Origin of the sequence: Streptomyces rectiverticillatus (assembly GCF_013394065.1) — a bacterium.
Lineage (GTDB): Bacteria > Actinomycetota > Actinomycetes > Streptomycetales > Streptomycetaceae > Streptomyces > Streptomyces rectiverticillatus.
In genome coordinates this window covers 1,339,724-1,364,358 of the sequence record NZ_CP040752.1, presented here as the reverse complement: position 1 = coordinate 1,364,358, position 24,635 = coordinate 1,339,724, and the positions used below count along the sequence as shown (strand labels likewise).

Sequence of the window (24,635 nt, the reverse complement as noted above, 5' to 3'; positions counted from 1 at the left end):
TCCTGTACCGGCCCCCGCGCCCGCCGCGGGATCACCGTCGCCGCCGTCGGCACCGCCCTGGCCGGGCTGCTGATCGGCACGGTGTCGGCGACCACCTCACACGCTGAGGACCACACCGCCTGCCGCCCCGACGGCCTCTACACCACCCCCGGGACCGACGTCCCCTACTGCTCCGTCTACGACTCCGCCGGCCGCGAGAAGATGGGCGCCGACCACCAGCGCCGCGTCATCGGCTACTTCACGGGCTGGCGCACCGGCAAGGACGGCACCCCCGCCTACCTCGCCCCCGACATCCCCTGGGACAAGGTCACCCACCTCAACTACGCCTTCGCGCATGTCGGCCCCGACGACAAGATCTCCGTCGGCGCGGACGGCGCGAACAACCCCGCGACCGGCATGACCTGGCCGGGCGTTCCCGGCGCCGAAATGGACCCGGACCTGCCCTACAAGGGCCACTTCAACCTGCTGAACAAGTACAAGAAGCAGCACCCCCGGGTGAAGACCCTCATCTCGGTGGGCGGCTGGGCCGAGACCGGCGGCTACATCGACGAGAACGGCCAGCGCGTCGGCTCCGGCGGCTTCTACAAGACGGCGACCAACGCCGACGGCTCGGTCAACCAGGCCGGGATCGACACCTTCGCCGATTCGGCCGTCGCTTTCGTCAAGAAATACGGATTCAACGGCGTCGACATCGACTATGAATACCCCACGTCGATGAAGGACGCCGGGAACCCCAAGGACTGGGCGCTCGCCAACGCCCGGCGCGGCGGCCTGAACAAGGGCTACGCGGCGCTGATGAAGACCCTCCGCGAAAAGCTCGACCGGGCCGGGGCGGCGGACGGAAAGCACTACCTCCTCTCCGTCGCCGCACCCTCCTCCGGATACCTGCTGCGCGGCATGGAGACGTACCAGACCACGAAGTACCTGGACTACGTCAACGTGATGTCGTACGACCTGCACGGCGCCTGGAACGAATTCGTCGGGCCCAATGCCGCACTCTACGACGACGGGAAGGACGCCGAGCTCGCCAAGTGGGGCGTCTACACCACCGCCCAGTACGGCGGGATCGGCTACCTCAACGGCGACTGGGCCTACCACTACGTCCGCGGATCGATGCCCGCGGGCCGGATCAACCTCGGGCTGCCCTACTACACGCGCGGCTGGAAGAACGTCACCGGTGGCACGAACGGCCTGTGGGGCACCGCGAAGACCACCTCCTGCCCGGCCGGCTCCGGGCTCACCACCTGCGGCGACGGCGCCGTCGGCATCGACAACCTCTGGCACGACAAGGACGACGACGGCAAGGAGTCCCCGGCCGGCTCCAATCCGATGTGGCACGCGAAGAACCTGGAGAAGGGCGTCGTCGGGGACTACGCCGGGAAGTACGGCTTCCCCGCCGGCACCAAGCTCACCGGCACCTACGCCCGCAACTACGACACGGGTCTGACCGCGCCCTGGCTGTGGAACGCGGAGAAGAAGGTCTTCCTGTCCACCGAGGACGAGCAGTCGGTGAAGGCCAAGGCCCAGTACGTCGTCGACAAGGGCCTCGGCGGGACCATGGTCTGGGAACTCGCCGGCGACTACGGCTGGAACGCCGCCAAGGGGCAGTACGAACCGGGCACCACCCTCACCACCGCGATGTACGACGCATTCAAGGCCGCCCCCGCCTACGGCGCCCGCCGGGCGACCACCGAGCTGCCCGCCCAGGCCCTCGACGTGGACGTGAGCTTCACGAATTTCCCGCTCGGCGACAGCAACTACCCGATCAACCCGAAGATCCGCATCACCAACCGGACCAAGGCCACCCTCCCCGGCGGCACGGAATTCCAGTTCGACTACGCCAATTCCGCACCCGGGAACGCCAAGGACCAGTCGGGCTGGGGGCTGAAGGTCGTCCGCAGCGACCACACCGCAGGCAACAACATCGGCGGCCTCAAGGGCGACTACAACCGGGTCTCCGTGAAGCTCCCCGCCTCCCAGCCGCTCGCGCCCGGCGCCTCGGCGGACCTCGACTTCGTCTACTACCTGCCGGTGTCGACCCCGTCCAACTGGAGCGTGAGCTTCGGCGGCAAGACGTACGCCCTCGCCGGAGACCACGCCCGCGGCACGACCGTCGTCGACCCCGGCGGCCCCACGCCCACCCCGACGGGGACGCCGACCGGCACCCCCACAGGCAAACCCACCGGCGGCACCTGCACCGCGCCCCAGTGGGACAAGGCGGCCGTCTACAACGGCGGAGCCACCGTCTCCTGGAAGTCCCACTCCTGGAAGGCCCGGTGGTGGACCCAGGGCGACGAGCCCGGCACGACCGGCGAATGGGGGGTGTGGCAGGACGCGGGCGCCTGCTGAGCCCGTGCCGCGGCCGGCGTCCGCGGTTCGTGTCCCGCGGTCCGCGTCCGGGGCCCGTGGCGGGGTCGACCCGCGCGGGCCCCGTCCGGGAGGATGAGGCGCCATGGACGCCACAGACCGGACCGGCGGCGGGATCACGGACCGCACCGACGGCCGGCTGCGCCGCGCACGGTTCGCCGTGGCCGCGGTGTTCGCCGTCCACGGCGCGGTCACCGGCAGCTTCGCCACCCGCATCCCCTGGATCCAGAGCCACTTGGACCTCGGCTCGGGCGAGCTGGGCCTCGCGCTCGTCCTCCCCGCCATCGGTTCCTCGTGCGCCATGCCGCTCGCGGGCCGCATCAGCCACCGCTTCGGCTCCCGGGCCGCGCTGCGCGCCCTGATAGCCCTGTGGTGCGCCTCCGTGGCCCTGCCCGCGCTCTCGCCGGGGCTGCTCGCGCTCTGCGGGGCGCTGGCCGTCTACGGGGCGACGGCCGGGATGGCGGACGTCGCCATGAACGCGCTCGGCGTGGAGACCGAGGAGCGGCTGGGCCGCTCGATCATGTCGGGCCTGCACGGGATGTGGAGCGCGGGCGCGCTCGCGGGGTCAGCGGCCGGTGCCGCCGCCGCCCACGCGGACCTCGACGCCCGGGTCCACCTGGGCATCGCTGCCGCGGTGCTGGCCGTGCTCGGTGCGGTGGCCTGCCACTGGGTGCTCGACCTGCGCACCGCCGCCGACGAGCACCCGCCGCCCCGGTTCGCCCTGCCCCCGCGGTCGGCGCTCGTCATCGGCGCGGTGGGTTTCTGCGCGGTCTTCGCGGAGGGCGCGAGCCTGGACTGGTCGGCGGTCTACCTCCGTGACGTCATCGGCTCCGGCCCCGGCGTCGCCGCCGCCTGCACCACGGCGTTCTCCTGCACGATGGCTCTCGCCCGGTTCGCCGGGGACCCGGTCGTGCGGCGCTTCGGCCCCGTGCGGACCGTGCGGGCGAGCGGGGTGCTGGCCACGGCCGGCGGGGTGCTGGTGGTGACGGCCTCGGGCGCGCCGTCCGCCATCGCCGGGTTCGCGCTGATCGGCGTGGGCATCGCCGTGGTGGTCCCGCTGGCCTTCGCGGCGGCGGGGCGCAGCGGGCCCGCGCCGAGCCAGTCGATCGCGGGCGTCGCCACGATCACCTACACCTCGGGGCTCGTGGCTCCGGCCGCCATCGGCCAGATCGCGGACGCCAGTTCGCTGGTGACGTCGTTCGGCCTGGTCACCGTCCTGGCGGCGGGGCTGGTGGCCGGGGCGGGCGTGCTGCGGGCCCGGGACCCGGAGCGCACGGCGGCGAAGGGGAAGAGGAAGGGGAAGGCGCCGGGGGAGCGGTCGAGGGCCGAGTGAGCGACCCGGCCCCGGGGTCCGCATCCCCGGATCGCGGGGCTGCGGACCCCGGGGCCGGGGAGGGAAATCCCGGACGGGCCGGGCGGCGGACCGGTGAGGTCCGTCGCCACGGCCCGCGCCGTGGTGATGAGGAGCAGGTGTGACTAGAGGATGCCGCCGAGGATGCCCCAGCCGCCGCCCCAGCCGCCCCAGCCGCCGTGGTGGCCGCCCCAGCCGCAGCTGCGGTGGCAGTCGTCGTCCCAGCCGCCGTGGCCGCCGCGGTGGTGGCCGCCGCCCCAGCCGCCCCAGCCCCAGTCGTCCCAGCCCCAGCCGTGGTCGCAGTCGTGGTCGCGGTGGTGGCCGCCGCCCCAGCCGTTGTGGTGGCCGCCACCCCAGCCGTTGTGGTGGTGGCCGCCGCCCCAGCCGTTGTGGTCGTGGTGGCCGCCCCAGCCACCGTTGTGGTGGTCGCGGCCGTGGTCGTGGTCGCGGCCGTTGTCGCGGCCGTGGTCCCGGCCGTGGTCACGTCCGTTGTCGCGGCCGTGGTCGCGGCCGTCACGGTCGTGGTCGTCGTCGTGGAAGGCGACGGCCGGCGTGGCGGGGGCGGCCTGAGCCACTCCGGCGGCCGGGACGATCGCGACTGCGGCGATGATGGCAGCGGCCGCGGCGCGGCCGGCGAGCTTACGCATATGTTTTCTCCTGAGTTGCAGGAACCGGACATTGGCACCGATACCGTGCGTAGAGCGGAGAACAGCATGGGAGGACGGTCATACAGTCCTACGGGCGACTGATTGCGCCGGTTGCAGCAAATCCCCGCGGCGGCGGACGGGCCGGGAGGGCCGGCGGACGGGCCGGGGGATCGGCGGAGAGGGCCGCGTGGACCGGAGCACCGTCCGGCCCGGCTTAGCATGAACCGGATCATCACCCCCCCCTCACATGACCTTTCGGGAGCTTCCATGGGCCTCGGCGTGCGCTGGACCCTGCACGGTGACGGGCGCACCCCCGCCCCTGGGGCCGTCGTCCGGCCCGACGAGCGGCTCTCGTGGCCGCGGACCGCCGGTCTCGGCGCGCAGCACGTGGTCGCCATGTTCGGTGCGTCCTTCGTGGCTCCGGTCCTCATGGGCCTGGACCCCAACCTCGCGATCATGATGTCGGGCGTCGCCACGGTCCTGTTCCTCCTCGCGACGCGCGGCCGGGTGCCCAGCTATCTGGGGTGCAGCCTGTCCTTCGTCGGCGTCGCCGCGATCATCCGGGCGCAGGGCGGCGGCAGCGCGGCCGTCACCGGCGCGATCTTCGTGGTGGGTGCGGCGCTCCTGCTGAGCGGCCTGGTCGTACAGAAGTTCGGCGCGAAGATCATTCACGCGGCGATGCCGCCGGTGGTCACGGGTGCCGTGGTCATGCTGATCGGCTTCAACCTGGCGCCGGTCACGGCCCGCACGTACTGGCCGCAGGACCAGTGGACGGCACTGCTGACGATGCTCTTCACCGGCCTCGCCGTGGTGTGCCTGCGCGGCTTCTGGTCGCGCGTCGCGATCTTCCTCGGCCTGGTCTTCGGCTATGCGATCTCGTGGCTCTTCGACCGCCTCTTCGGCAAGATCCACTCGGTGAACGGCGGCCCCGAGGCCGTCGATCACTGGCGCCTGGACCTGTCCGGGGTCTCCAAGGCCGACTGGATCGGCCTGCCGTCGCTGCACGCCCCGAGCTTCGGCTGGTCCGCCGCCCTGGTGGCGCTGCCGGTCGTCATCGCGCTGATCGCCGAGAACGCGGGCCACGTCAAGGCCGTCGGCGAGATGACCGGCGACCGGCTGGACGACCAGCTGGGCACCGCGATCTCCGCGGACGGCGTGGCGACGATGCTCTCCACCGCCGTCGGCGGCCCCGCCAACACCACGTACTCCGAGAACATCGGCGTGATGGCGGCCACCCGCGTCTACTCCACCGCCGCCTACTGGGCCGCGGCCGGCTTCGCCCTCCTCTTCGGCGTCTGCCCGAAGTTCGGCGCCGTCGTCGCCGCGATCCCCGGGGGCGTGCTGGGCGGCATCACCGTCATCCTCTACGGCATGATCGGCCTGCTCGGTGCGCAGATCTGGGTCCACAACAAGGTCGACCTGCGCAACCCGCTGCACCTGGTGCCCGTCGCCGCGGGCGTCATCATCGGCATCGGCGGCGTCAGCCTGAAGATCAGCGACAACTTCGAGCTGAGCGGCATCGCCCTGGGCACGATCGTGGTCCTCTCCGGCTACCACGTCCTGCGCGCCCTGGCCCCGGCCCACCTCAAGACGCAGGAGCCCCTGCTGGACGAGGGGACGAGCAGCTACGACGCCCAGGCGGAGTCCGCTGCCGCGGGGGAGAAGGACGCGGGGTAACGGTGATGCGCCACAGCGGTGAGGGTCCGGCGGAAGGCGGGCGGCCGAAGCCGTTACGTTGACGGGTCCTGAGGGTCGCGAGACCCGTCGCGCCGGGCGCCCCAGCCGGGCCCCGACAGCACCTCCCCGTAGGCCTGCATCAGGTCCGGCAGGCGCAGCGTGGCCAGGTCGTCGCGGGTCGGGGTGCCCGGGTAGCCGGACAGCCGCAGGTCGCGGTACGCGCAGCTCTTCTCGTACAGGGTGCGCAGGAAGCGGCCGTTGCCCAGCTCGTCGATCCAGCCCTGGGCGACGACGTGCCCACTGATGCTGCGCAGCTCCTCCAGGGCCTCCTCGTCCCAGCCGTCGCCGTTCTCGGCGGCCAGCACCTCGCCGATGCTGGTGAGTTCGGAGGGGCGGTAGCTGGGGAAGTCGACGCGGGTGGTGAAGCGGGAGCCGAGGCCGGGGTTGGTGGCCAGCAGCCGGTCCATGCCCTCGGGATAGCCGGCGAGGATCACCACGAGGCGGTCGCGGTTGTCCTCCGCGCGTTTGAGGAGCACCTGCAAGGCCTCGTCCCCGTAGGCGTCGCCCTTGGAGTAGCCGGAGTTGGACAGGCTGTACGCCTCGTCCACGAAGAGCACCCCGCCGAGCGCGGAGTCGATCAGCTCATTGGCCTTCACTGCCGTCTGGCCCAGGAACTCGCCGACCAGGTCGGCGCGCTGGGCCTCGACCAAGTGGTCGCCGCCGAGCAGCCCGAGGGCGTAGAAGACCCGGCCGAGGATCCGGGCGACGGTGGTCTTGCCGGTGCCCGAGGGGCCGGAGAAGACGAAGTGGCGCTTGGGGGGCTGCACCGGCAGCCCCTGGCCGGCCCGCAGCCGGGCCATGTGCAGCTGGGCGGAGAGCGCCCGCACCTGCCGTTTGACGGGCTCCAGGCCGACCATCCGCTCCAGCTCCGCGAGGGCCTTGGCCAGCAGGACCGGGTCGGAGGGGCCGGGCAGCGGCTTGCCGGCGGGCTGGGCGGGAACGCGCGCCTTGCGGCGTACGTCGTCGGGCCCGGCGTCCGTCTGCAGGGTGCCGGCGGGCTCCGGATCCGTGCCCGTCAGCACGTCCGTCCCGTCGAGGGCGTCCGGGACGGCGGCGGGCGCGTCGGCGGAGGCGGCGGGCGGGACCGGCCCGGCCGGCTCCTCGCCGGGCCCGCCGAGCGGCACCGGGGCGAGGCCCAGGCCGTCGTCGAGGCCGTCGCCGTCGGCGATGGCGGTGAGCCGGGCCGAGGTGTCCATGAACGACGGGTCGACGCGGTGCACGGCCCGGTACAGGGGGAGCGCGGCGGCGCTGCGGCCGGTGCCCTCGTGGGCGCGCGCGAGCCAGTAGCGCAGCTCCTTGCGCTGGGGCTGCTCGCTGCGGCAGCGCATCAGCGCCGAGGCCAGCAGCGGCTCGGCCTGCCCGTACATCTCCAGCCGTACCCGGGCCATGCCGCCGAACAGCCCGGCCTCGATGCCGAGCAGGGGATCGTCCAGCAGCGGCTCGGTGTGCCGGACGAGCTGCTCCCAGTCCTTGACGAGGTAGGCGCGGCAGGCGTGCAGGAAGCGGGCCTGGGGGTCGGTCTCGACGGGCGGGCAGCCGGCCAGGGCCCGGTCCAGCTCGGGGACGTGCCGGCCGTCGAGCCAGTGCGAGGCGTGCGCGAGCAGCAGGTCCCGGCCGGTCTCCAGGACGGGCTGGACCCACCAGCCCAGCCAGTACCAGGAGTTAAGGGTGCGCCGGTGGCGCGTGCGCTGCTCGCCGAACCGGTCCCGGTGGCGGTACATGCGCAGCAGCGCGGTGGTGGTGTCCGCACGCAGCGCGTGCAGGCCCAGCCATGCGTCGGCCATGCCGGGGTCCACCCGGACCGCCGCCCGGAACTCCTCCTCGGCCTGTGCGTACGCGCCCATGGTGTAGGCGTCGACGGCGCGCAGCCAGGCGAGATCGGCCGGGGCGGGTGGGCCCTGCATGCCGAAATCCATCACGTCCCCCACAAACCGTGCCCCCGTAGCGTGCTGCCCGGCGAGTGCCAGGCGCGCCTTGCCGAACCGCTGTGCTGTGGACGGGAGTTGACCAGTGTGTGCCGGTGCACCCGCCGATAGGGGCACCGAGTCGCATCGTACCTGCGCCGTTGGCCCGGGCCGAAGGGTGCCGCACTGCCCTTCGCGGCGGAAAAGCGATCCCCGGCGGTCACCGGAGCGCTCCGGGGGATGGTCACCCAGGGTGACGGGATCGGAGGGGCGAAGTGCCCAAAAGGAGAATACCGAGTGGTACGAAGCCCCCGATCACGGGGGAACAACCGGGGGCTTCGCGTCCGCGGGCGGCCTCGACCGGCCGCACAATGAGAACGTAAGTCCTGTACGCCCCGTCGGTCAAGCGGAGTTGGCGCAGTCGGCGGGGATCGGACCGCGAGACCGGGCGGACCGCCCGGCGTTGCTCACGGAGTGTGACGATCAGGTGCGTCCGGGCGGGGTTGTGGTCGTTTTGCGCGGCCCCGGCAGCACCTCGTACCCCCCTCCGCGCTGAAGAATCAGCAGTTCTGCGTACGGGCGCGTCGGATCGGCGGCGAAATGCTCGTGCTCCGCCCGCATCCAGCCGTCCCAGAAATCGGACAGCTCTGCGCCGTCACGGAGTTGACCCCTTTCCCAGGAGTGCTCATGAGGCAACTCCATCCACAGCAGACACGTGAGATGGGGCCGCAGCGCCCGGCGTCCCGCGCCGACGCCCTCCACCAGCACCACCGGCTCCGGCCCGATCTCCCGCTCACCGGCGAACCGGCGGGCCACCCAGTCGTACGCCCGGAAGTGCGCCGTCTCCCCGCGGCCGAGGGGATCGAGCACCTGCTCGCGCAGCCGCCCGGTCCACCCGAACAGCTCCTCGTGCGTCGCGAGATCATCCAGATGCAGTACGGGCGCGCCGCCGAGGGCCGCCGCGAGCCGTCCGCTGAAGGTGGTCTTCCCGGACCCCGCGTGCCCGTCGACGGCCACCAGGCGGACGGGGCCGAGGGACGGAGGCCGCGTCAGCAGCCAGGGGGCGAGGTCGTCGAAGGAGGCCGGGCCGTTGCGGAGCGGAGCATTCACCGGACCAGCCTAGGGGGAGCGCGGAGTGGACCACTCCATGGTGGGAGGCGGGTGATGCGGGGTTGACGGCCGTGACGGCCGTGACGGTCCTTCCCTCCTCCTGCCGGTATCGGGACCGACAGGACGGGGAATCACTGGCGCACGGCGCGCGGAGCCCGTGCGTGCGCCTCATGCGCAATGCATCCGCACGCTCATCACACCAGTACTTCCATCCGCAGTGCTTCCCTTCGCAGCACTTCCATCCGCACACCGCAGACGACTGGGGGACCAGCGCCATGTCCAGCAGCATGCCCAGCAGACCCACCCCGCGCCGTACCGTGCTCGCCGCAGCCCTGGGCGCCGCGGCGGCCGCGTCCTTCCCGGCCGCCTCCTCGCAGGCCTCGTCCGGCCCCGTGTCCCTTTCTCCTTCCTCTTCTCCTTCCTCCGTTTCCTCCGTCTCCGGGAGCGCAGCCGTCGACTACCACGCCTGGACCTCCGCCGACGACTGGCGGCGCGGCACCGCCGACGGCACCCGCATCCGTACCGGGCGGCGCGACGGCCTGGTCCTCGACCGGCCGGCCGGCACGCTGGAGTACGCCGACCCGCACACCGGCACCAAGGCCTCGTGGGAGTACGCCACCTGGACCGCACCGGTCCGTACCCCTCCCGTCCCCGCGAGCGAGGTCATCGCCTCCTGGAACGCCCACGCGCCCGCCGGCACCTGGATCCAGACGGAGGTGCGCGGCACCTACACCGACCGCACCCGGACCCCCTGGTACGTCATGGGCCGCTGGACGGCCGGTGACGGCCCCGGTGACATCCGCCGCACGTCCGTCGACGGCCAGGGCGACGGCCGCAGCAACGTCTCCACCGACACCCTCGCCGTCGACGACCCGGCCTCGGGCCTGCGCATCGCCTCGTACGAACTGCGCCTGACCCTCTACCGCAGGGCCGGCAGCCGCCTCACGCCCACCGTGTGGCGGCTCGGCGCGATGGGTTCGGACGTGCCCGACCGCTTCACCGTGCCCGCCTCCGCGCCGGGGAGCGGCGCGGGACACGAACTGCGCGTGCCGCGCTACTCGCAGGAGATCCACAAGGGGCAGTACCCGGAGTACGACAACGGCGGGGAGGCCTGGTGCAGCCCGACCTCCTCGCAGATGATCCTCGCGTACTGGGGCCGGGTGCCCACCGCCGAGGAGCTCGCATGGGTCAACCCCGGCTACGCCGACCCCCAGGTCTGCCACGCCGCCCGCTTCACCTACGACTACCAGTACAAGGGGTGCGGCAACTGGCCCTTCAACGCGGCCTACGCGGCGACGTACCGCGACGTGCAGGCGGTGGTCACCCGGCTGCGCTCGCTCGGCGACGTCGAGAAGCTGATCCGCGCGCGGATCCCCGTCATCACCTCCCAGTCCTTCCTCGCCTCCGAACTCGACGGGGCGGGCTACGGCACGGCCGGCCACCTGATGTGCGTCGTCGGATTCACCCGGCAGGGCGACGTGGTCGCCAACGACCCGGCGAGCCCGTCGAACGAGGCGGTCCGGCGGGTCTACAAGCGCCGCCAGTTCGAGAACATCTGGCTCCGGACCAAGCGCTACAACGCCCAAGGGCAGGTCAAGAGCGGCTCCGGCGGCGTCTGCTACCTCTACTTCCCCGTGCAGCCGGAGGAGCGGCAGCGGCGGGTGCTGCGGGAGCTGGGGATCCGCTGACGGGCGGAGGGGGAACCTCCGTACGATCGGGCGCGGACAGACGTGTGCGTCGTACGCCGTACGGAAGGAACCATGACTGTGCATCAGAGAACCGCTGCCGCTCCCGATCCCACGGCCGCCACCGCGGCCCCTGCCGACCCTGAGGCCGCTGCCGCCACCACCGTCGTGCCGGAGATCCGCAGGGCCCGGCCGGAGGAGCGGGACGCGATCAGCCTGCTGCTGGGGGAGTCCTTCATGGAGGACCCCGTCAGCGGCTGGGTCTTCCCGGACGAGGCGCACCGCCGCGCCGTCCACCCCGCGTTCTTCGGGGTGTTCCTGGACGCGGCGCTGCGCGACGGGTGGGTCGACGTGGCGGACGACCTGTCGGCGGCGGCGCTGTGGATACCGGTGCGGGTGGATGCCGGTGGCGGTGCGGGTGAGGGCGCCGGCGGTGACGAGGATCAGGGTGACGAGGGTCAGGCTGACGAGGGTCAGGCTGACGACGAGATCAGCGAGCTGCTGGCGATGGCGGATCCCGAGAACGACCGTGCCCGGATCGTCGCCGAACTGACGGAGGCCGCCCACCCCGGGGACCGCGCGCACTACTACCTGCCGACCATCGTCGCCGCTCCCGGCCGGCGCGGCGAGGGCCGGGGCAGGGCGCTCCTGACGGCCGTCCTCGACCGGTGCGACGAGGAGGGCATGCCCGCCTACCTGGAGGCGAGCAACGCCCGGAGCAGGGGGCTCTACGAGCGCCTCGGCTTCGTCCTCACCGGTACGCCCATCGACCTGCCGGACGGCGGGCCGCGGATGTGGCCGATGTGGCGGGAGCCGCGGGGCTGACGCGGCGTCGGCCGCGGGCCGTCCGGGGAGCGCTTCCGCGAGGACTGCCGGGAGCGCTCCCGGGACGGCATCCGGACATATTTCCCCTCCGGGTCATTTGTTGGCATGATCGGCTATTGGCATGATCGACGCCGTGCGGACGAGGGTGAATGACAGCTCAATGCGGATCGCCGATTTCCGCTTGCCGCTTCCATTCGAACGAACGATCAGTAGCCTCTGCTCACATGTCCCCGAGACGAGCTGGAGCAAGAGACTGATGGAGCGTCCCACCTGGGCCCCCCAGGGCATCGACCCGTCCGTGCCGAGCGTGTCCCGGATCTACGACTACTACCTGGGCGGCTCGCACAACTTCGAGGTCGACCGGGAGGCCGGCCGGCGGGCCATGGAGGCCTTTCCCGGGCTGCCGAAGATCATGCAGGCGAACCGGGCCTTCATGCGGCGCGCCGTGCGCCACGCCGTCGGCGCGGGCGTCACCCAGTTCCTCGACATCGGCTCGGGCATCCCGACCTTCGGCAACGTCCACGAGATAGCCCAGGCGGCGGACCCGCGCTCGCACGTCGTCTACGTCGACCACGACCCCGTCGCCGTCGCCCACAGCCGGGCCGTCCTGGAGGGCGACCCGCGCTCCGCCGTCCTGCCCGCGGACCTCCGCAAGCCTCATGACATCCTGACCAGTGACGAGGTCGGCAGGCTCCTCGACCTGGACCGGCCGGTCGCACTGCTGCTCGTGGCCGTCCTCCACTTCGTGGAGGACCAGGATGACCCGTGGGCGGCGGTGGCCGAGCTGCGCGACGCGCTCGCGCCGGGGAGCCTGCTCGTCCTCACGCATGCGACGACCGAAACCGGTCCGATCAAGCCGGAGGAGGGGCAGGGAGTGCAGGGCGTCTACCGCAACGTGGGCTCGCCGCTGCTGATGCGCTCGCGCCCGGAAGTGGCGCGCTTCTTCGACGGCTTCGAGATGGTCGAGCCGGGACTCGTGGCCATGCCGGACTGGCGGCCCGACCCGGTGGAGGGCGCCGGCGGAGCGGACGACGACCCCGCCATGTATGTCGGCTTCGCCGGCGTGGGGCGCAAGCCATGACCCGAAAGCCGCGCGGCAAGAAGCCGAGCGGATCCGGAGACGGAACGGCGGGGCCGGTTACCGGTGGCCCTGCCGGGGCAGAAGTCACAAGGCCTCGCGGGGGGAGCGAGGCCGGGACCGAGGGCGCAAGCGGAATCAGAAACGGAATCGAAAGCGGAAGCGGAACCGAGGTCGGGGTGGGTATCGGGAGCGGGGCGTTGTCGCCACTGGACACGGCGGCCGAGAGCAGAGTGGCGGGCCGTTGCGGGCGGGACGGCGACGGGACCGGCGACCGGGACGGGACCGGCGGCGGGGACGGGACCGGCGGCCGGGACGGTGACCGCGACCGGGGCGTGATCCCGGAAGGTGCGCCCGGGATGGATGGTCCGGGCGGTCCGGGCAAGTCGTGGGCGCGCAACGCCCATGCCCAGATGGACCGCGACGTTCGGAGGCCGGACGGCGGAGGCCCGGGCTTCGGCCGGGAAGGGTCCGCCCCGGAGGCCGCCGGCCGGGCGCGCGGCCGGATGTCCTCCGCCCACCCCGCGTCCGGGCAGGCGCCATCCCAGCCTCTGCCGTCCGAGCCTCTGCCTCCCGAGCCCCCGCCCTCCGGGCAGGACGCCCTCCGCCGCTTCGCCGCCGTCTGGAGCCGGGCCGTCTACCCCGCGACGGCCACCTCCATGACCCGCGCCGAGTTCGAGGACCACCTCGTCCCGCTCGCCGCCATCCTCCGTAGCGCGCTCCGCTCGCAGCCCTTCGACCCCGAGCCTGCCGCCGAGGTCGGCGTCGCGCTCGTCCGCGCGCACTGCACCGACCCGGATGCCCTGTCGCTGATCCTGGGCGCGGTCGACTCGTACCTCGTCCTGTACTGCCCGCCGGACCGGAACCTGTCGGGCGAGGAGGCCCGCGCCCGCTGCTCGCGCCTGCAGCACACCGTCGCCGCCGGTTTCGCCCGCGCCCTGCGCGAGCGGACCCTCGCCGAGCAGGAGGCCCTCTCGCGCGCCGCCCTCGCCGCACAGGCCGAGACGGAGCGGGCGCTGCACACCAGCGAGGAGCGGTTCCGCGCCGTGTTCGAGGGCGCCGCCATCGGCGTCGGGATAGCGGACGTCGACGGCCGCATCATGGACGTCAACGACGCCCTCAGCCGCATGTTCGGCACCAACGCCGCCGAGGTCACCGGCCGGAACGTCGGCGAAATGGTCCACCCCGACGACTCGCCCGACGTCTGGGGCCTCTACAGCGAACTCGTCCGCGGCGAGCGCGACTACTACCGCGTCGAGAAGGCGTACTACCGCGGCGACGGCAGCGTGCTGTGGACCGACCTGTCCGTCGCCCTGCTGCGCGACGCACACGGCCGCCCCCAGTACCAGCTCGCGCTCCTGGAGGACATCACCGAGCGCCGCCTGCTGCACGAGCAGCTGCGCTACGAGGCCACGCACGACGCCCTCACCGGCCTGCCCAACCGCACGCTGTTCTTCGAGCGGCTCGACCGGGCCCTGGCCCCCGGCGGGGGCGAGGACCGCTTCGGCGTCTGCTACCTCGACCTCGACGGCTTCAAGGCCGTCAACGACAGCCTGGGCCACGCCGTGGGCGACCGGCTGCTCGTCGCCGTGGCCGAGCGGCTGCGCTCGTGCGCCGAGGAGCCCGCGGAGCTCGTCGCCCGCCTCGGCGGCGACGAGTTCGTGGCCCTGCTGACCGGCCCCACCGCGCAGGAGGACGCGACCGCCCTCGCCCGCCGGATGCTGTCCGCGCTCGCCGAGCCCGTACGCCTCGACGGCCGGGACCTGTCCGTACGGGCCAGCATCGGCATCGTGGACGGCGCGTCCGGCGAGAGCGGCGCCGCGGAGGTGCTGCGCAGCGCGGACATCACCATGTACCGTGCCAAGGCCGCGGGCGGGAACCGCTACGAGCTCGCCGACGCGGACTCCGACGCCCGCGCCATCGCCCGGCACGACCTGACCAACTGCCTTCCGGCGGCGCTCGACAACGGCGAGTTCTTCATCGAGTACCAGCCGCTCGTCCGGCTCCACGACGGCACGGTGCGGGGCGCGGAGGCGCTCGTACGCTGGCTGCACCCCGTCCACGGCGTCCTGGGACCGGACCAGTTCATCCCGCTCGCCGAGAGCACCGGCCTGATCGTGCCCCTGGGGCGCTGGGTGCTGCAGGAAGCCGCACGGCAGGCGCGCGCCTGGCGGGCCGAGGGCACGTGCGAGGGCCCGATGCGGGTCAACGTCAACCTCTCGCCCGCGCAGCTGCGCCACCCCTCCCTCGTCGCCGACACGGTGGCCGTCCTCGACAGCTCCGGCCTGGACCCGTCGGCCCTGTGCCTGGAGGTCACCGAGAACGCCCTCATCGGGGCCGACGAGGAGGAGCTGCGCCCGCTGCGCCAGCTCGCCGACCTGGGCGTGGACATCGCCCTGGACGACTTCGGCACCGGCTACTCCAACCTCTCCTACCTGCGCAGACTCCCCGTCAGCACGCTCAAGCTGGACCGCTCCTTCACCCGCGGGATGCAGCGCGCGCCGGCCGACCCCGTCGACGTGAAGATCGTCGAGGGGATCGTCTCGCTCGCCCACACCCTCGACCTGTCGGTGACGGTCGAAGGGGTGGAGACGGGCACGCAGGCGGAGCACCTGCGGGTGCTGGGGTGCGATACCGCCCAGGGCTGGTACTACGCGCGGCCGGGCCCGCCGGAGCGGCTGCACACGCTGTCGCTGGTGGACGCGGCGTCGTAGGCGTACGTGCCATCGTAGGCGTACGTGCCGTACGGGGATTTCCGCCCGTCAGCCGAGCTGCTGGGCCTCGTAGTCCGTCAGGAGGCGTGACCGCAGCAGGAAGCGCTGCCCTTCGGGAGCTTCGAGGGAGAAGCCGCTGCCGCGGCCGGGCACCACGTCCACGGTGAGGTGGGTGTGGCGCCAGCGCTCGAACTGGTCGGCGGACATCCAGAAGCCGACCGGTTCCGCGACGCCCTCCACCGTCAGCTCGGCGAGCAGGACGTCCGAGCCGCCCGTACGGAACTCGCCCTCCGGGTAGCACATCGGCGAACTGCCGTCGCAGCAGCCGCCGGACTGGTGGAACATCAGGGGGCCGTGGCGCTCGCGCAACAGGCGCAGGAGGCGGGCTGCGGCGGGGGTGAGGGCGACACGCGAGAGGGGGGCTTCGGGGTTGCCTTCGGGGCCGCCGTCAGGGCGGCCGGTCTTCTGCGGACTCGGACTCACCGTTGATCTCCCTTGTCCGTCGGGTTTCCATCGGGCTTCCGTCGGAGTGCACAGCCTGCCCCGATCGGCTCCCGTCTGCCAGAGGTGTGCGGAGCGGACAGGGCAACGGACAGGGCAACGGGCGGGGCCCGGGGAAACGGGGGATCTCCAGCATGACCGGATCCACCCACCGGCCCGCTCGCGCCCCACCGCGACGGCGTACTCGCGTCTCGACGCGCACCCACGGCGCCCACGGCGAGGGAAGCGACGGGCCACCTCTCTGTTCCGGAAGGTGTCCGATGAACCTCCTGCTCCAGGCCTTACCGATCGCCGCTCCCACCATCGGATGGGCCGCCCACGCCCTCTTCCTCGTCCGCCGCCTGCGCACCGCCCGCACCGACCCGCTCACCGGCCTCATGTGCCGCGAGGAGTTCACCAGCCGGGCGCAGCGGGCGGTGAAGCGGCCGCACGCCGCCGTCCTGCTGCTCGACCTCAACGGCTTCAAGCAGATCAACGACACGCACGGGCACGACGTCGGCGACCAGGTCATCGCGGCGGTCGGGCGGCGCCTGTCCGCCTGGTGCCGGGAGCGGGGCGGTTTCGCGGCAAGGCTGGGCGGCGACGAGTTCACCGCCGTGGTGCGCCTCGCGCCGGACGCCGACCTGGACTCCGAGCTGACGTACAGCCTTTCCGCACGTCTCTCGGCACCGCTGGAGACCGGCAGCGTCACCCTCTCCCCGCGCGCCTCCATAGGCGTCTGCCGTACCAGCCACCGTCCCGGTGCCGCCCTCTCGGACCTGCTCCGGGGTGCGGACGAGGCGATGTACACCGCCAAGCGCCTCGGCGAACACTGGCGTCCCGCCGGCCCCGTCGACGTCTACCGCACCACCAACGGCCGCCGAGAAGGCCGTTCCGGCGTCCGTTCGGGCGTCCGCTCCGGCGCCCACCTGACGCTGCTCGCGCCGATGCGCAGGAACGCCTCGTAACCGGGGCCGTCACCCCGTACCTGTCACTCCCTCACCCCGCACACCGCACCCCGTACCCGGCGCCCGCACCCCGCCCGGCGGGCCGCCGGGGAATCCGACTTGGTATGACTAGTCCCTTACGAGGGAGAGAAGGAGATTCGAGGCCGAATGGGCGAGCCCTTGAACGAGAACGGCGAGGACGACTTCGTCATCGCGCCACCGGACGCGACGCGACCGCCGGTGCCGCCGGCACCGGGTCAGGCGGCGGTGCCGCAGTACGGAGCAGCACCGGCGTACGGAGCAGCACCGGCGTACGGAGCAGCACCCGCGTACGGAGCAGCACCGGCCTACGGAGCCGCACCTCCCTACGGAGCAGGCCCCGTCCCGCCGCCCATGTACACACCGGGCGCCCCAGGTACCCCAGGCGCGTATGGCACGTATGGCACGTATGGCATACCGGGAGGGCCGCCCCTCATGCCCCCGGTCCCTGAACGCCCCGGGCGGAAGGGACTGATCGCCCTGGCGGTGGCCGTCGGACTGGTCCTCGTCGTCGCGCTGGGAGCGGGCGTCTGGATGCTGCTGCCGGGCGGCGGCGGAACGAAGGACGGATCCGGCAAGGGCGGCTCCGGCGGAAGCCGGGCGACGGTGTCGTGGAGCCTCCCGTACACCAGGTCGGGGCTCGAGCACCCCAGGATGATCCGTGGCGTGTGGTTCACCGACAAGACCGTGGTCAAGGCCCTGCCGGACCGCCTCGTAGGCCTGGACCCGAAGACCGGCGGACAGCGCTGGGAGGCCCCCACCCCCGGTTCGGGCAGTGTCCTGTGCCAGGCGTCGGCGGACTCCACGGCGGGCATCGCGGTCCTCGCCCGCGGCTCCGGGAAGGCGTGCCACACCTTCTACGCCGTCGACCTGACGTCGGGCAAGACGCTGTGGGAGCACTCCACCGACTCCGACGAGTGGGCCCCCTCCGACGGCCCCCGGATCGCCCGCAGCGGCGACGTTGTGGTCGTCTCCGCGGACGACCACGTCACCACCGCGTTCCGGGTGAGCGACGGCAAGCAGCTGTGGAAGGACGACGACAAGGGCCTGTATGAGGGCGCCGAGGCCAAGGACACCTGCCGGGGCGAGGGTTACACGGGAGGCAAGCAGCTCCTGCGCATCCAGCACTGCCTCCTCGGCGGCAACGACCCGGGCACGTACCTCGCCGCGGTCGACCCGGCCACCGGCCACGCGAAGTGGAAGTACCGCCTGGGCGAATACGGCAGGCAGGGGCAGGTCCTCGCGACTTCCCCGATCGTCGTCGACGACCCCGACCGGCCTTACGAGGGCCGCATGCGCGTGAGCGTCCTCGACGACGACGGCAAACTCCGCACCCGCCTCGAAGGCACCCCCAAGCGCCGCTTCGGCCTCACCCGCGGCGACGGCGGCGCCCCGGCCGCCGACGTCCGGATCGCGGGCGACAAGCTGGTCATGGCGATGGACCGCGACGAGAAGGACTCCGACGACAACAACCAGCTGACCGCCTGGTCCTTGACCACCGGAAAGCGTCTGTGGGACCAGCGCGCGACGGGATACCTGCAGACGTACCACCTGGTGGCCACGTCGGACACCGACGCCGTCCTGGCCTACTCGGCGGGCAACATCCACGACCCCGCCACCCTGGTCCGCTTCGACCCGGCGACGGGATCCCGTAAGACCGTCCGCACCTACCGCCCCACCCCCACCAAGGCCTGGATAGGCTCCGACCCCTACCCGATGGCCCACGGCAAGTCCCTCTACCTCTCGGCCGGTTACGTCTCGGAATCCAAGGGCGCCGAGCCCGAACGCCGCCAGAAGTCCCTGATAGCCCTACCGGGCACCGACAACTGACGCGGGGCCCGCCCGGGTGGCCGGGTGGTCGGCCGGGCGGGCCTCTCCGCGATGCGCTTCACGCGCCACCACCCGTCGCGGATCCGCATCATGTACCTCCTCCGGACGGACAACGCATCGGCGTTGACCACACGTTCGCGGGAGCGCGCCGCAACCCGCAGGTCCGACAAGTGCTGTTGGCGACGTTTCTTCCCGCACGCCCCCCGAGTAAGCCCATCTCCCCCCAGAGGCGGCAATCATCCACGATGTCACCGAAAGGCCGGGAAAGATCCCGTACCTACCGCAACATCCACCACTCGGAGGAGAACGTGTCGTTCCTGAGGAACGCCGCAGTGGCCGCATCGATCGCCGTCACCGCGATCGCCGGCCTCGCCGCACCAGCCGGCGCCGACCCGGTGCCCAACACCGCCGAAGCCCAGGCGACCAGCACCGACGGCCAGAGCAAGACCAGCACCGCCGGCCTGGCGCCGATCTCGGCGAACACCCCGGTTCAGCGCGCATCGAGCTCCACCGAGCGTGAACTGGCCGCGACCTGCTGGAACGGCCGCACGGACGGGGGCCGCAACTTCTTCATGACGTGCAACGGCACCTCGTACCACGTGTACGTGGACTGCACGGACGGCCGCCACTTCTTCCCGGAGACCTTCTCGGGCCAGTGGGACTTCCGCCTGACCTGCCCCGTGGGAACGCGAGCCGTCTGGGGCGGCAGCTGGTAACCCGAACCTGGTAACCCGCACCGCATCAGCTGGGCGCCGCACTCGGCGCCCGGCTGATGCCCCGCAGCCCTCATGGCGAGTGCCGCGGAAGTCATCGAACGCTGCTTTCTTCGACGGTGTCCTGGTCCTGGGGCAGGGGCTCCCGATAGGCGTCGGCGTCGTCGTCTGTGCCGGTGAAGGCCCTCGGCAGGTGGCGCAGGGCGAAGGCGCCGAGTGCGGCGTGGAGAATGGCCGCGATCACGGCAGCGGCGTGCAGACCGGTGACGAAGGCTGACTTCGCATCGCCGATCACCGCGGCCGTGAGGCCGGGGACCTGCAATGTCTCGGTGAGGGTACCGGCGAGGTCAGGTCCCTGGAGCCGGAAGATCAGGGCGGCCAGCGAGCCGAGGAGTGCGATGCCGAGGGCGTTGCCGATCTCGTTGCTGGTCTCGGCGATTGCCGCCGCGGACCCGGCGCGCTCTGCGGGCACCGCGGCGACGGCGGTGTCGGCGACGACGCTGAAGGAGATGCCGTAACCGATGCCGGCGATGACGGTGGATGCCACGTACCAGCCGATGCCGCCGGAGACGCTGGTGGCCGGCAGCAGGAGCAGCCCTGCGGCGATGAAGAAGTGGCAGGTGATGAGCGCTGCCCGGGCGCCGGTACGCGCGACCAGTGCAGGTGTGACGATGCAGGTGACGGTGAGCACGGCGGCGCCGGGGAGCGCGACGAGAGCCGCGTCCAGGACGGTCAGTCCGAGGACCGACTGGAGGTAGATGCCGCCGAGGTAGGCCACTGCCGACCATGCGGCCAGAGGCAGCAGACCGGTGATGGCCGCGATCGTGAACACCCGGTCGCGGAAGAGGCGGAAGTCGATCAGCGGGTGCTCGAGGTGGAGTTGCCGCCGGACGAACCACCACAGGGCGACGACGCCGGCGATCCCTGCGGCCAACGGGGCCGCGGTCAGCCCCTCCGCCGCCGCCTGCTTGATCGCGTAGACGGCCAGCAGGATGCCCGCAGCGGAGAGCAGAACGCTCGGAGCGTCGATGCGGCCGGTCCGGGTGGCACGTACCTCGCGGAGCAGGACCGGGGCCAGCATCAGGAACAGCATGACGACGGGGAGATTGATCAGGAAGACCGATCCCCACCAGAAGCTGTTCAGCAGCTGTCCGCCGACGACCGGGCCGATTGCGAAGCCGGCGGCAAAGGTGGCTGCGAAGATGCCGATCGCCTTCGCCCGCAGGCGTGGGTCGGTGAACAGTTCGCTCAGTACCGCGAGCGCCGACGGCAGCAGCGTGGCACCGGCCACGCCCATCAGCGCCCGGAAGGCGATCAGCAGTTCCGGCCCGGGGGCGAACGCCGCTCCCGCCGAGGCCGCGCCGAACAGCGCCGCGCCGGTCATCAGCAGCTTCAGCCGGCCGTACCGGTCGCCGATGTTCCCGAACGCGATGAGCAGGGACCCGACGGCGAATCCGTAGACGTCCAGGATCCACAGCGCCTGATCGGCGGTCGGCGACAGCGCCTCGGTGACCTTGGGCATCGCCAGGAACAGGACCGAACCGTCCATGGCGACCAGCAGTACCGGGCCGAGTATCACCAGCAGACCGAGCCGCGCCCGCGGACCGGGTGAGTGAGAAACGCGCTGCTCATTCATGCCATTCATGCCATTCATGCCGTTCATGCTTGGGATGGTGTGGTGTGGTCCGCTCGGCAACCATCCCCGCGTCATGGGTACACCTCGCAGGGGCACCCCGAATCGGACCGTTCCGCCTACGCTCGAGGTCATGGACTTGGAGAGCCTCGGGGCCTATCTCAAGAGCCGTCGCGACCGGGTCACGCCCGCCGACGCCGGACTGCGGACCTACGGGACCGCGCGCCGCGTGCCGGGTCTGCGCCGCGAGGAGCTCGCCCAGCTCGCGGGCGTGAGTGCCGGCTACTACACGCGGCTGGAACAGGGGCAGGCCGGTACGGCCTCCCAGCAGGTCCTCGACGCGCTCGCCACCGTGCTTCAGCTCGATCAGGCCGAGACGGCCCACCTGCACAACCTCGCCCGTCAGCCCACCACCCCACGCCTGGTCCGCCCCCGCCCGGAAAGGCCGCACCCACGCGTACTGGCGCTCCTGGCCTCCCTGGGAGAGACCACGCCGGCCGTCGTGCTCGGCCGCCGTGGCGACGTGCTGGTCTGGAACCGCACCGGACATGCCCTCGTCGCAGAACACGTCGACTTCGACGCGCCCCACGACCTCGCGCGACGGCCGTCCATCCCTCGGATGTTCTTTCTCGACTCCCTCACCCGCGACCTGCACCGGAACTGGGATGAACTGGCCCGGGCCCATGTCGCCTACCTGCGGCTCACCGCAGGCAGGTATCCCAACGACGCCCGGTTGGCCGAACTGATCGGCGAACTCGCCATGCGCAGCGCCGACTTCGCCAATCTGTGGGCCAAAGGCGACGTCGCGGACTGCACCGTGGGCACGATGCGCATGCAACACCCGACCGTCGGAGGGGTCGACGTCGACTACCAGGTGTGGCTCCAGCCCGAGAGCCCCGACCACCGGCTGGAGGTCTACACACCCAACGACACGGCCTCGGCCGACGCACTACGACTGCTGTCCACCCAGGCTGCAGATCACCAGAAACCCGAGCCCGCCCTCGCCGAGGCCCCCCGGCACCGGGACAGGTAACGGCTGCCTATCCCCAGCCAGGGGCCCACTTCAAGTGCCCTGGAAGGGTGCACCCGCAGCGCCATGCAGGGAACGCGACGCGGTCGAGGAGCCGATGCTGGTCAGATCTTGATCACGGTGGCGCGTGCGCCGCACAGCGCGGTGATGTCTTCCGGGTCGGAGGTGAGGATCGTGACGGGGCCGGGCGCGGCGAGGGCGGTGGCGCTGAGCATGGCGTCGATGGCGTACTTGTGACCGTGCAGTCCCGCGTCGGCGAGCAGTGTGGCAGCGTGGCGGGCGAACGGCTCGGTGACCGATTCGACGACGATCCGGGACAGCGTCCATTCCAGGGCCGGGCGGTTGATCCGGGGGTGGACCACCTCGACGAGAGTGGCCGCGGACGTGATCACCCGCAGGTCGTCGGCGCGGGCGAGAGCGAGCCAGGCGGTGACCGTGCGGTCACGCAGGACGGCCTTGGCCAGTGCCTCGCTGTCCAGGACGAGGGTGCCGCCCGGTGTGGCGGCGGGGGAGCGGGTCACGCGGCGTCCGCCGCGCCCCGTGTCTGTTCCAGGCGCGCCTGGTGGAGTTGGTCGCGCAGGGCCTGGATCTCCGCGTCAGTGATGGCGCCGTGTTCGGCCTCGGCAACGGCGATGAGGTCGTTGAGATTGTCGCGTTCGATCTGACGGGCGACCGCGGCGGCGACGTACGCAGACAGGCCGGACGGACCGCTGCGAGTGCGGGCGGCTTCCGCGATGTCCCGGGGCATCGTGATCGAATACTTGCCGGTAGGCTCGCTCATGCTATCCATCCTACTGCCTATCCTCCCCGACTGGTCCGGGAGAGGCGGCCGATCCAGGCACCCGTTTTGAGGCTCCTAGAAGAAGCCGAGCTTCTTCGGGGAGTACGAGACGAGCAGGTTCTTCGTCTGCTGGTGGTACACGAGCGGCGGACCGGCTGACCAGCGAAAATGATCGTTTTGGGGCTGCGCATTCGAGGTCTGGTCCGGGAATGGTCCGGATCTTGCAACCAGGCCCCAGGCCGTCGACGGCCGACCTGTCGCCCGGGAGCGCTGGCTCAGGCTGTCTCGGCGTGGGCCTCGACGTCCTCGATGCCGTAGGGGCGGCCGGCTCGGACCCAGCGGAGGTAGAACTCCCCCGGCGGCCGCCAGGGCCTTGACCCAGGCCAGGTCGGGCTTGGATTCGATCCGGGAGAAGCGGGTCATGGCCAGCAGGCCGATAAGGAAGCTGCAAGAAGCCCCCGCCCCGCCGGTCGCGGCTGGATCCCTACAAGCTGGTCATCGACGGGATGCTGCGCGAGGACCTGGACGCACCGCGCAAGCAGCGGCATACGGTCACGCGGGTCTTCGACCGGCTGCTGGACGAGTACGGCGCGGAGGAGGTGTCCTACGCGATGGTGAGGGACTACCTGATCTGGCGCCGCCCGGAGATCCGGGTGGAGGAGGGCCGCGGGCCTCCGAAATCGTTCATCCCGCAGACCCACCGCCCGGGTGACGAGGCGGAGGTCGACTTCGGGGACGTGTGGATCGACCTGGCCGGGGTGCTCACCAAGTGCTACCTGTTCTCGTTGCGCCTGTCGTACTCGGGCAAGGCGGTCCACCAGATCTTCGCGTCCTGCGGGCAGGAGGCGTTCTTGGAGGGGCACGTCCACGCGCTCGACACGCTGGGCGGCGTCCCGAACGGCAGGGTTCGCTACGACAACCTGCGCGCCGCGGTCGCCCAGGTGCTGGGGCTGACCCGGCGCCGGGTGGAGAGCGAGCGTGGACCGCCTTCCGGTCCCACTTCTCGATCGAGAGTTTTTACTGCCACCCGGGCATCGAGGGCGCCCACGAGAAGGGCGGCGTGGAGGGGCAGATCGGCTGGTTTCGCAGGAATCACCTGGTCCCGGTCCCGCAGGTCAAGACCCTGGCGGAGCTCAACGCGATGGTGGACCGGTGGGACCAGGCCGATGACGACCGCCGGATCCGGCTTCGCCCCCAGTCGATCGGCGAGTACTTCGCCGTCGAGCGCCCGCTGCTGGCGCCGCTGCCCGACGAGCCGTTCGAGACGGGGTACGTCTCCACGTTACGGGTCGACCGCTACGCGCAGATCAGCGTGCGGACCCATCATTACTCGGTGCCGGTGCGGCTGATCGGCCGGATGGTGCGGATCGTGCTGCACGCCTCGGAGCTGGTGGTCTACGACGGGCTCAAGGAGGTCGCCCGCCATGAGCGGCTGATCGCCAAGGGCGGTTCCCGCCTGGAGCTGGACCACTACCTGGAGGCCCTGGTCCGCAAGCCCGGTGCACTGCCCGGCGCGACCGCGCTGGAGCAGGCCCGCTCGGCGGGCAGGTTCACCCCGGTGCACGAGGCCTGGTGGCAGGCGGCCTGCACGGCTCACGGGGACGCGGAGGGCACCCGCGCACTGATCGCGGTCCTGCTGCTGCACCGGCACATGGACCACGGCGATGTCGTCGCCGGGATCGCGACCGCACTGCGGGCCGGTGCGCTGACCGCGGACGCCGTCGCGCTGGAGGCCCGCAAGGCGGCCGAGGCCGATGAGGCCGC

Annotated in this window: 18 protein-coding genes and 1 pseudogene; 12 read left to right on the top strand and 7 right to left on the bottom strand. The window is 72.0% G+C overall.

Annotated elements, in window-relative coordinates; genetic code table 11:
• The first annotated feature begins 30 nt into the window (after positions 1-30).
• Together FGW37_RS05595 and FGW37_RS05590 are read left to right on the top strand one after the other, a co-directional pair.
• Positions 31-2,349: a chitinase C-terminal domain-containing protein gene (locus tag FGW37_RS05595; RefSeq protein WP_425506636.1), complete on the top strand. Its 2,319-nt coding sequence runs from the start codon at positions 31-33 to the stop codon at positions 2,347-2,349.
• 103 nt (positions 2,350-2,452) lie between these two features.
• Positions 2,453-3,700 (top strand): MFS transporter, encoded by a 1,248-nt coding sequence (locus tag FGW37_RS05590; RefSeq protein WP_179080049.1) that lies wholly within the window; start codon positions 2,453-2,455, stop codon positions 3,698-3,700.
• 143 nt (positions 3,701-3,843) lie between these two features.
• Here FGW37_RS05590 and FGW37_RS05585 read toward each other — a convergent pair whose 3' ends face one another.
• On the bottom strand, positions 3,844-4,365 hold the full coding sequence (locus FGW37_RS05585) for a hypothetical protein (protein ID WP_179080048.1): 522 nt from the start codon (positions 4,363-4,365) through the stop codon (positions 3,844-3,846).
• 267 nt (positions 4,366-4,632) lie between these two features.
• On the opposite strand from FGW37_RS05585, the gene FGW37_RS05580 reads away from it, so the two are divergent.
• On the top strand, positions 4,633-6,042 hold the full coding sequence (locus FGW37_RS05580) for a uracil-xanthine permease family protein (RefSeq protein ID WP_179080047.1): 1,410 nt from the start codon (positions 4,633-4,635) through the stop codon (positions 6,040-6,042).
• A gap of 53 nt (positions 6,043-6,095) precedes the next feature.
• Here FGW37_RS05580 and FGW37_RS05575 read toward each other — a convergent pair whose 3' ends face one another.
• Together FGW37_RS05575 and FGW37_RS05570 are read right to left on the bottom strand one after the other, a co-directional pair.
• Positions 6,096-8,018 carry an AAA family ATPase gene (locus FGW37_RS05575; RefSeq protein ID WP_179080046.1) on the bottom strand — a complete coding sequence of 641 codons (1,923 nt, stop codon included), beginning with the start codon at positions 8,016-8,018 and terminating at the stop codon, positions 6,096-6,098.
• Between the two features lie 471 nt (positions 8,019-8,489).
• Positions 8,490-9,116: a uridine kinase family protein gene (locus FGW37_RS05570; protein WP_425506482.1), complete on the bottom strand. Its 627-nt coding sequence runs from the start codon at positions 9,114-9,116 to the stop codon at positions 8,490-8,492.
• A gap of 275 nt (positions 9,117-9,391) precedes the next feature.
• Between FGW37_RS05570 and FGW37_RS05565 the strand changes: the two genes are divergently transcribed.
• The 4 genes from FGW37_RS05565 (at position 9,392) to FGW37_RS05550 (ending at position 15,418) form a co-directional block, all read left to right on the top strand.
• Entirely contained in the window at positions 9,392-10,804 is a 1,413-nt protein-coding gene (locus FGW37_RS05565; protein WP_179080045.1) for a peptidase C39 family protein, read from the top strand.
• Positions 10,805-10,876: 72 nt separating this feature from the next.
• Positions 10,877-11,626: a GNAT family N-acetyltransferase gene (locus tag FGW37_RS05560; RefSeq protein ID WP_179080044.1), complete on the top strand. Its 750-nt coding sequence runs from the start codon at positions 10,877-10,879 to the stop codon at positions 11,624-11,626.
• A 256-nt stretch (positions 11,627-11,882) separates the two neighbouring features.
• Positions 11,883-12,707 carry an SAM-dependent methyltransferase gene (locus FGW37_RS05555; protein WP_179080043.1) on the top strand — a complete coding sequence of 275 codons (825 nt, stop codon included), beginning with the start codon at positions 11,883-11,885 and terminating at the stop codon, positions 12,705-12,707.
• A 503-nt stretch (positions 12,708-13,210) separates the two neighbouring features.
• Positions 13,211-15,418 (top strand): putative bifunctional diguanylate cyclase/phosphodiesterase, encoded by a 2,208-nt coding sequence (locus tag FGW37_RS05550; protein WP_179084524.1) that lies wholly within the window; start codon positions 13,211-13,213, stop codon positions 15,416-15,418.
• A 48-nt stretch (positions 15,419-15,466) separates the two neighbouring features.
• Here FGW37_RS05550 and FGW37_RS05545 read toward each other — a convergent pair whose 3' ends face one another.
• Positions 15,467-15,796 (bottom strand): DUF779 domain-containing protein, encoded by a 330-nt coding sequence (locus tag FGW37_RS05545; protein WP_246430725.1) that lies wholly within the window; start codon positions 15,794-15,796, stop codon positions 15,467-15,469.
• A gap of 383 nt (positions 15,797-16,179) precedes the next feature.
• Between FGW37_RS05545 and FGW37_RS05540 the strand changes: the two genes are divergently transcribed.
• The 3 genes from FGW37_RS05540 to FGW37_RS05525 all read left to right on the top strand — a co-directional run bounded on the left by FGW37_RS05540 (position 16,180) and on the right by FGW37_RS05525 (position 19,430).
• A complete protein-coding gene (locus tag FGW37_RS05540) occupies positions 16,180-16,866 on the top strand; it encodes a GGDEF domain-containing protein (RefSeq protein WP_179080041.1) in 687 nt (228 codons plus the stop codon).
• A gap of 453 nt (positions 16,867-17,319) precedes the next feature.
• Positions 17,320-18,714: an outer membrane protein assembly factor BamB family protein gene (locus tag FGW37_RS05530; protein ID WP_179080039.1), complete on the top strand. Its 1,395-nt coding sequence runs from the start codon at positions 17,320-17,322 to the stop codon at positions 18,712-18,714.
• A gap of 332 nt (positions 18,715-19,046) precedes the next feature.
• A complete protein-coding gene (locus FGW37_RS05525; protein ID WP_179080038.1) occupies positions 19,047-19,430 on the top strand; it encodes a hypothetical protein in 384 nt (127 codons plus the stop codon).
• Positions 19,431-19,521: 91 nt separating this feature from the next.
• Here the strand turns inward: FGW37_RS05525 and FGW37_RS05520 are convergent, their stop codons facing one another.
• The gene (locus tag FGW37_RS05520; RefSeq protein ID WP_218650572.1) at positions 19,522-21,063 is read right to left on the bottom strand and encodes an MFS transporter; all 1,542 of its coding nucleotides are present in this window, start codon (positions 21,061-21,063) and stop codon (positions 19,522-19,524) included.
• 130 nt (positions 21,064-21,193) lie between these two features.
• Here FGW37_RS05520 and FGW37_RS05515 point away from each other — a divergent pair, with 130 nt between their 5' ends.
• Positions 21,194-22,093 carry a helix-turn-helix transcriptional regulator gene (locus FGW37_RS05515; protein ID WP_179080036.1) on the top strand — a complete coding sequence of 300 codons (900 nt, stop codon included), beginning with the start codon at positions 21,194-21,196 and terminating at the stop codon, positions 22,091-22,093.
• Positions 22,094-22,194: 101 nt separating this feature from the next.
• On the opposite strand, the gene FGW37_RS05510 is transcribed toward FGW37_RS05515, so the two are convergent.
• Positions 22,195-22,611: a PIN domain-containing protein gene (locus FGW37_RS05510; protein ID WP_179080035.1), complete on the bottom strand. Its 417-nt coding sequence runs from the start codon at positions 22,609-22,611 to the stop codon at positions 22,195-22,197.
• Entirely contained in the window at positions 22,608-22,871 is a 264-nt protein-coding gene (locus FGW37_RS05505; protein ID WP_179080034.1) for a CopG family transcriptional regulator, read from the bottom strand. Before FGW37_RS05505 ends, FGW37_RS05510 begins: the two co-directional genes overlap by 4 nt.
• A 1,141-nt stretch (positions 22,872-24,012) precedes the next feature.
• On the opposite strand from FGW37_RS05505, the pseudogene FGW37_RS34095 reads away from it, so the two are divergent.
• Positions 24,013-24,264: pseudogene (locus FGW37_RS34095) on the top strand (Mu transposase domain-containing protein); the annotation flags it as partial.
• Positions 24,265-24,635 lie beyond the last annotated feature (371 nt).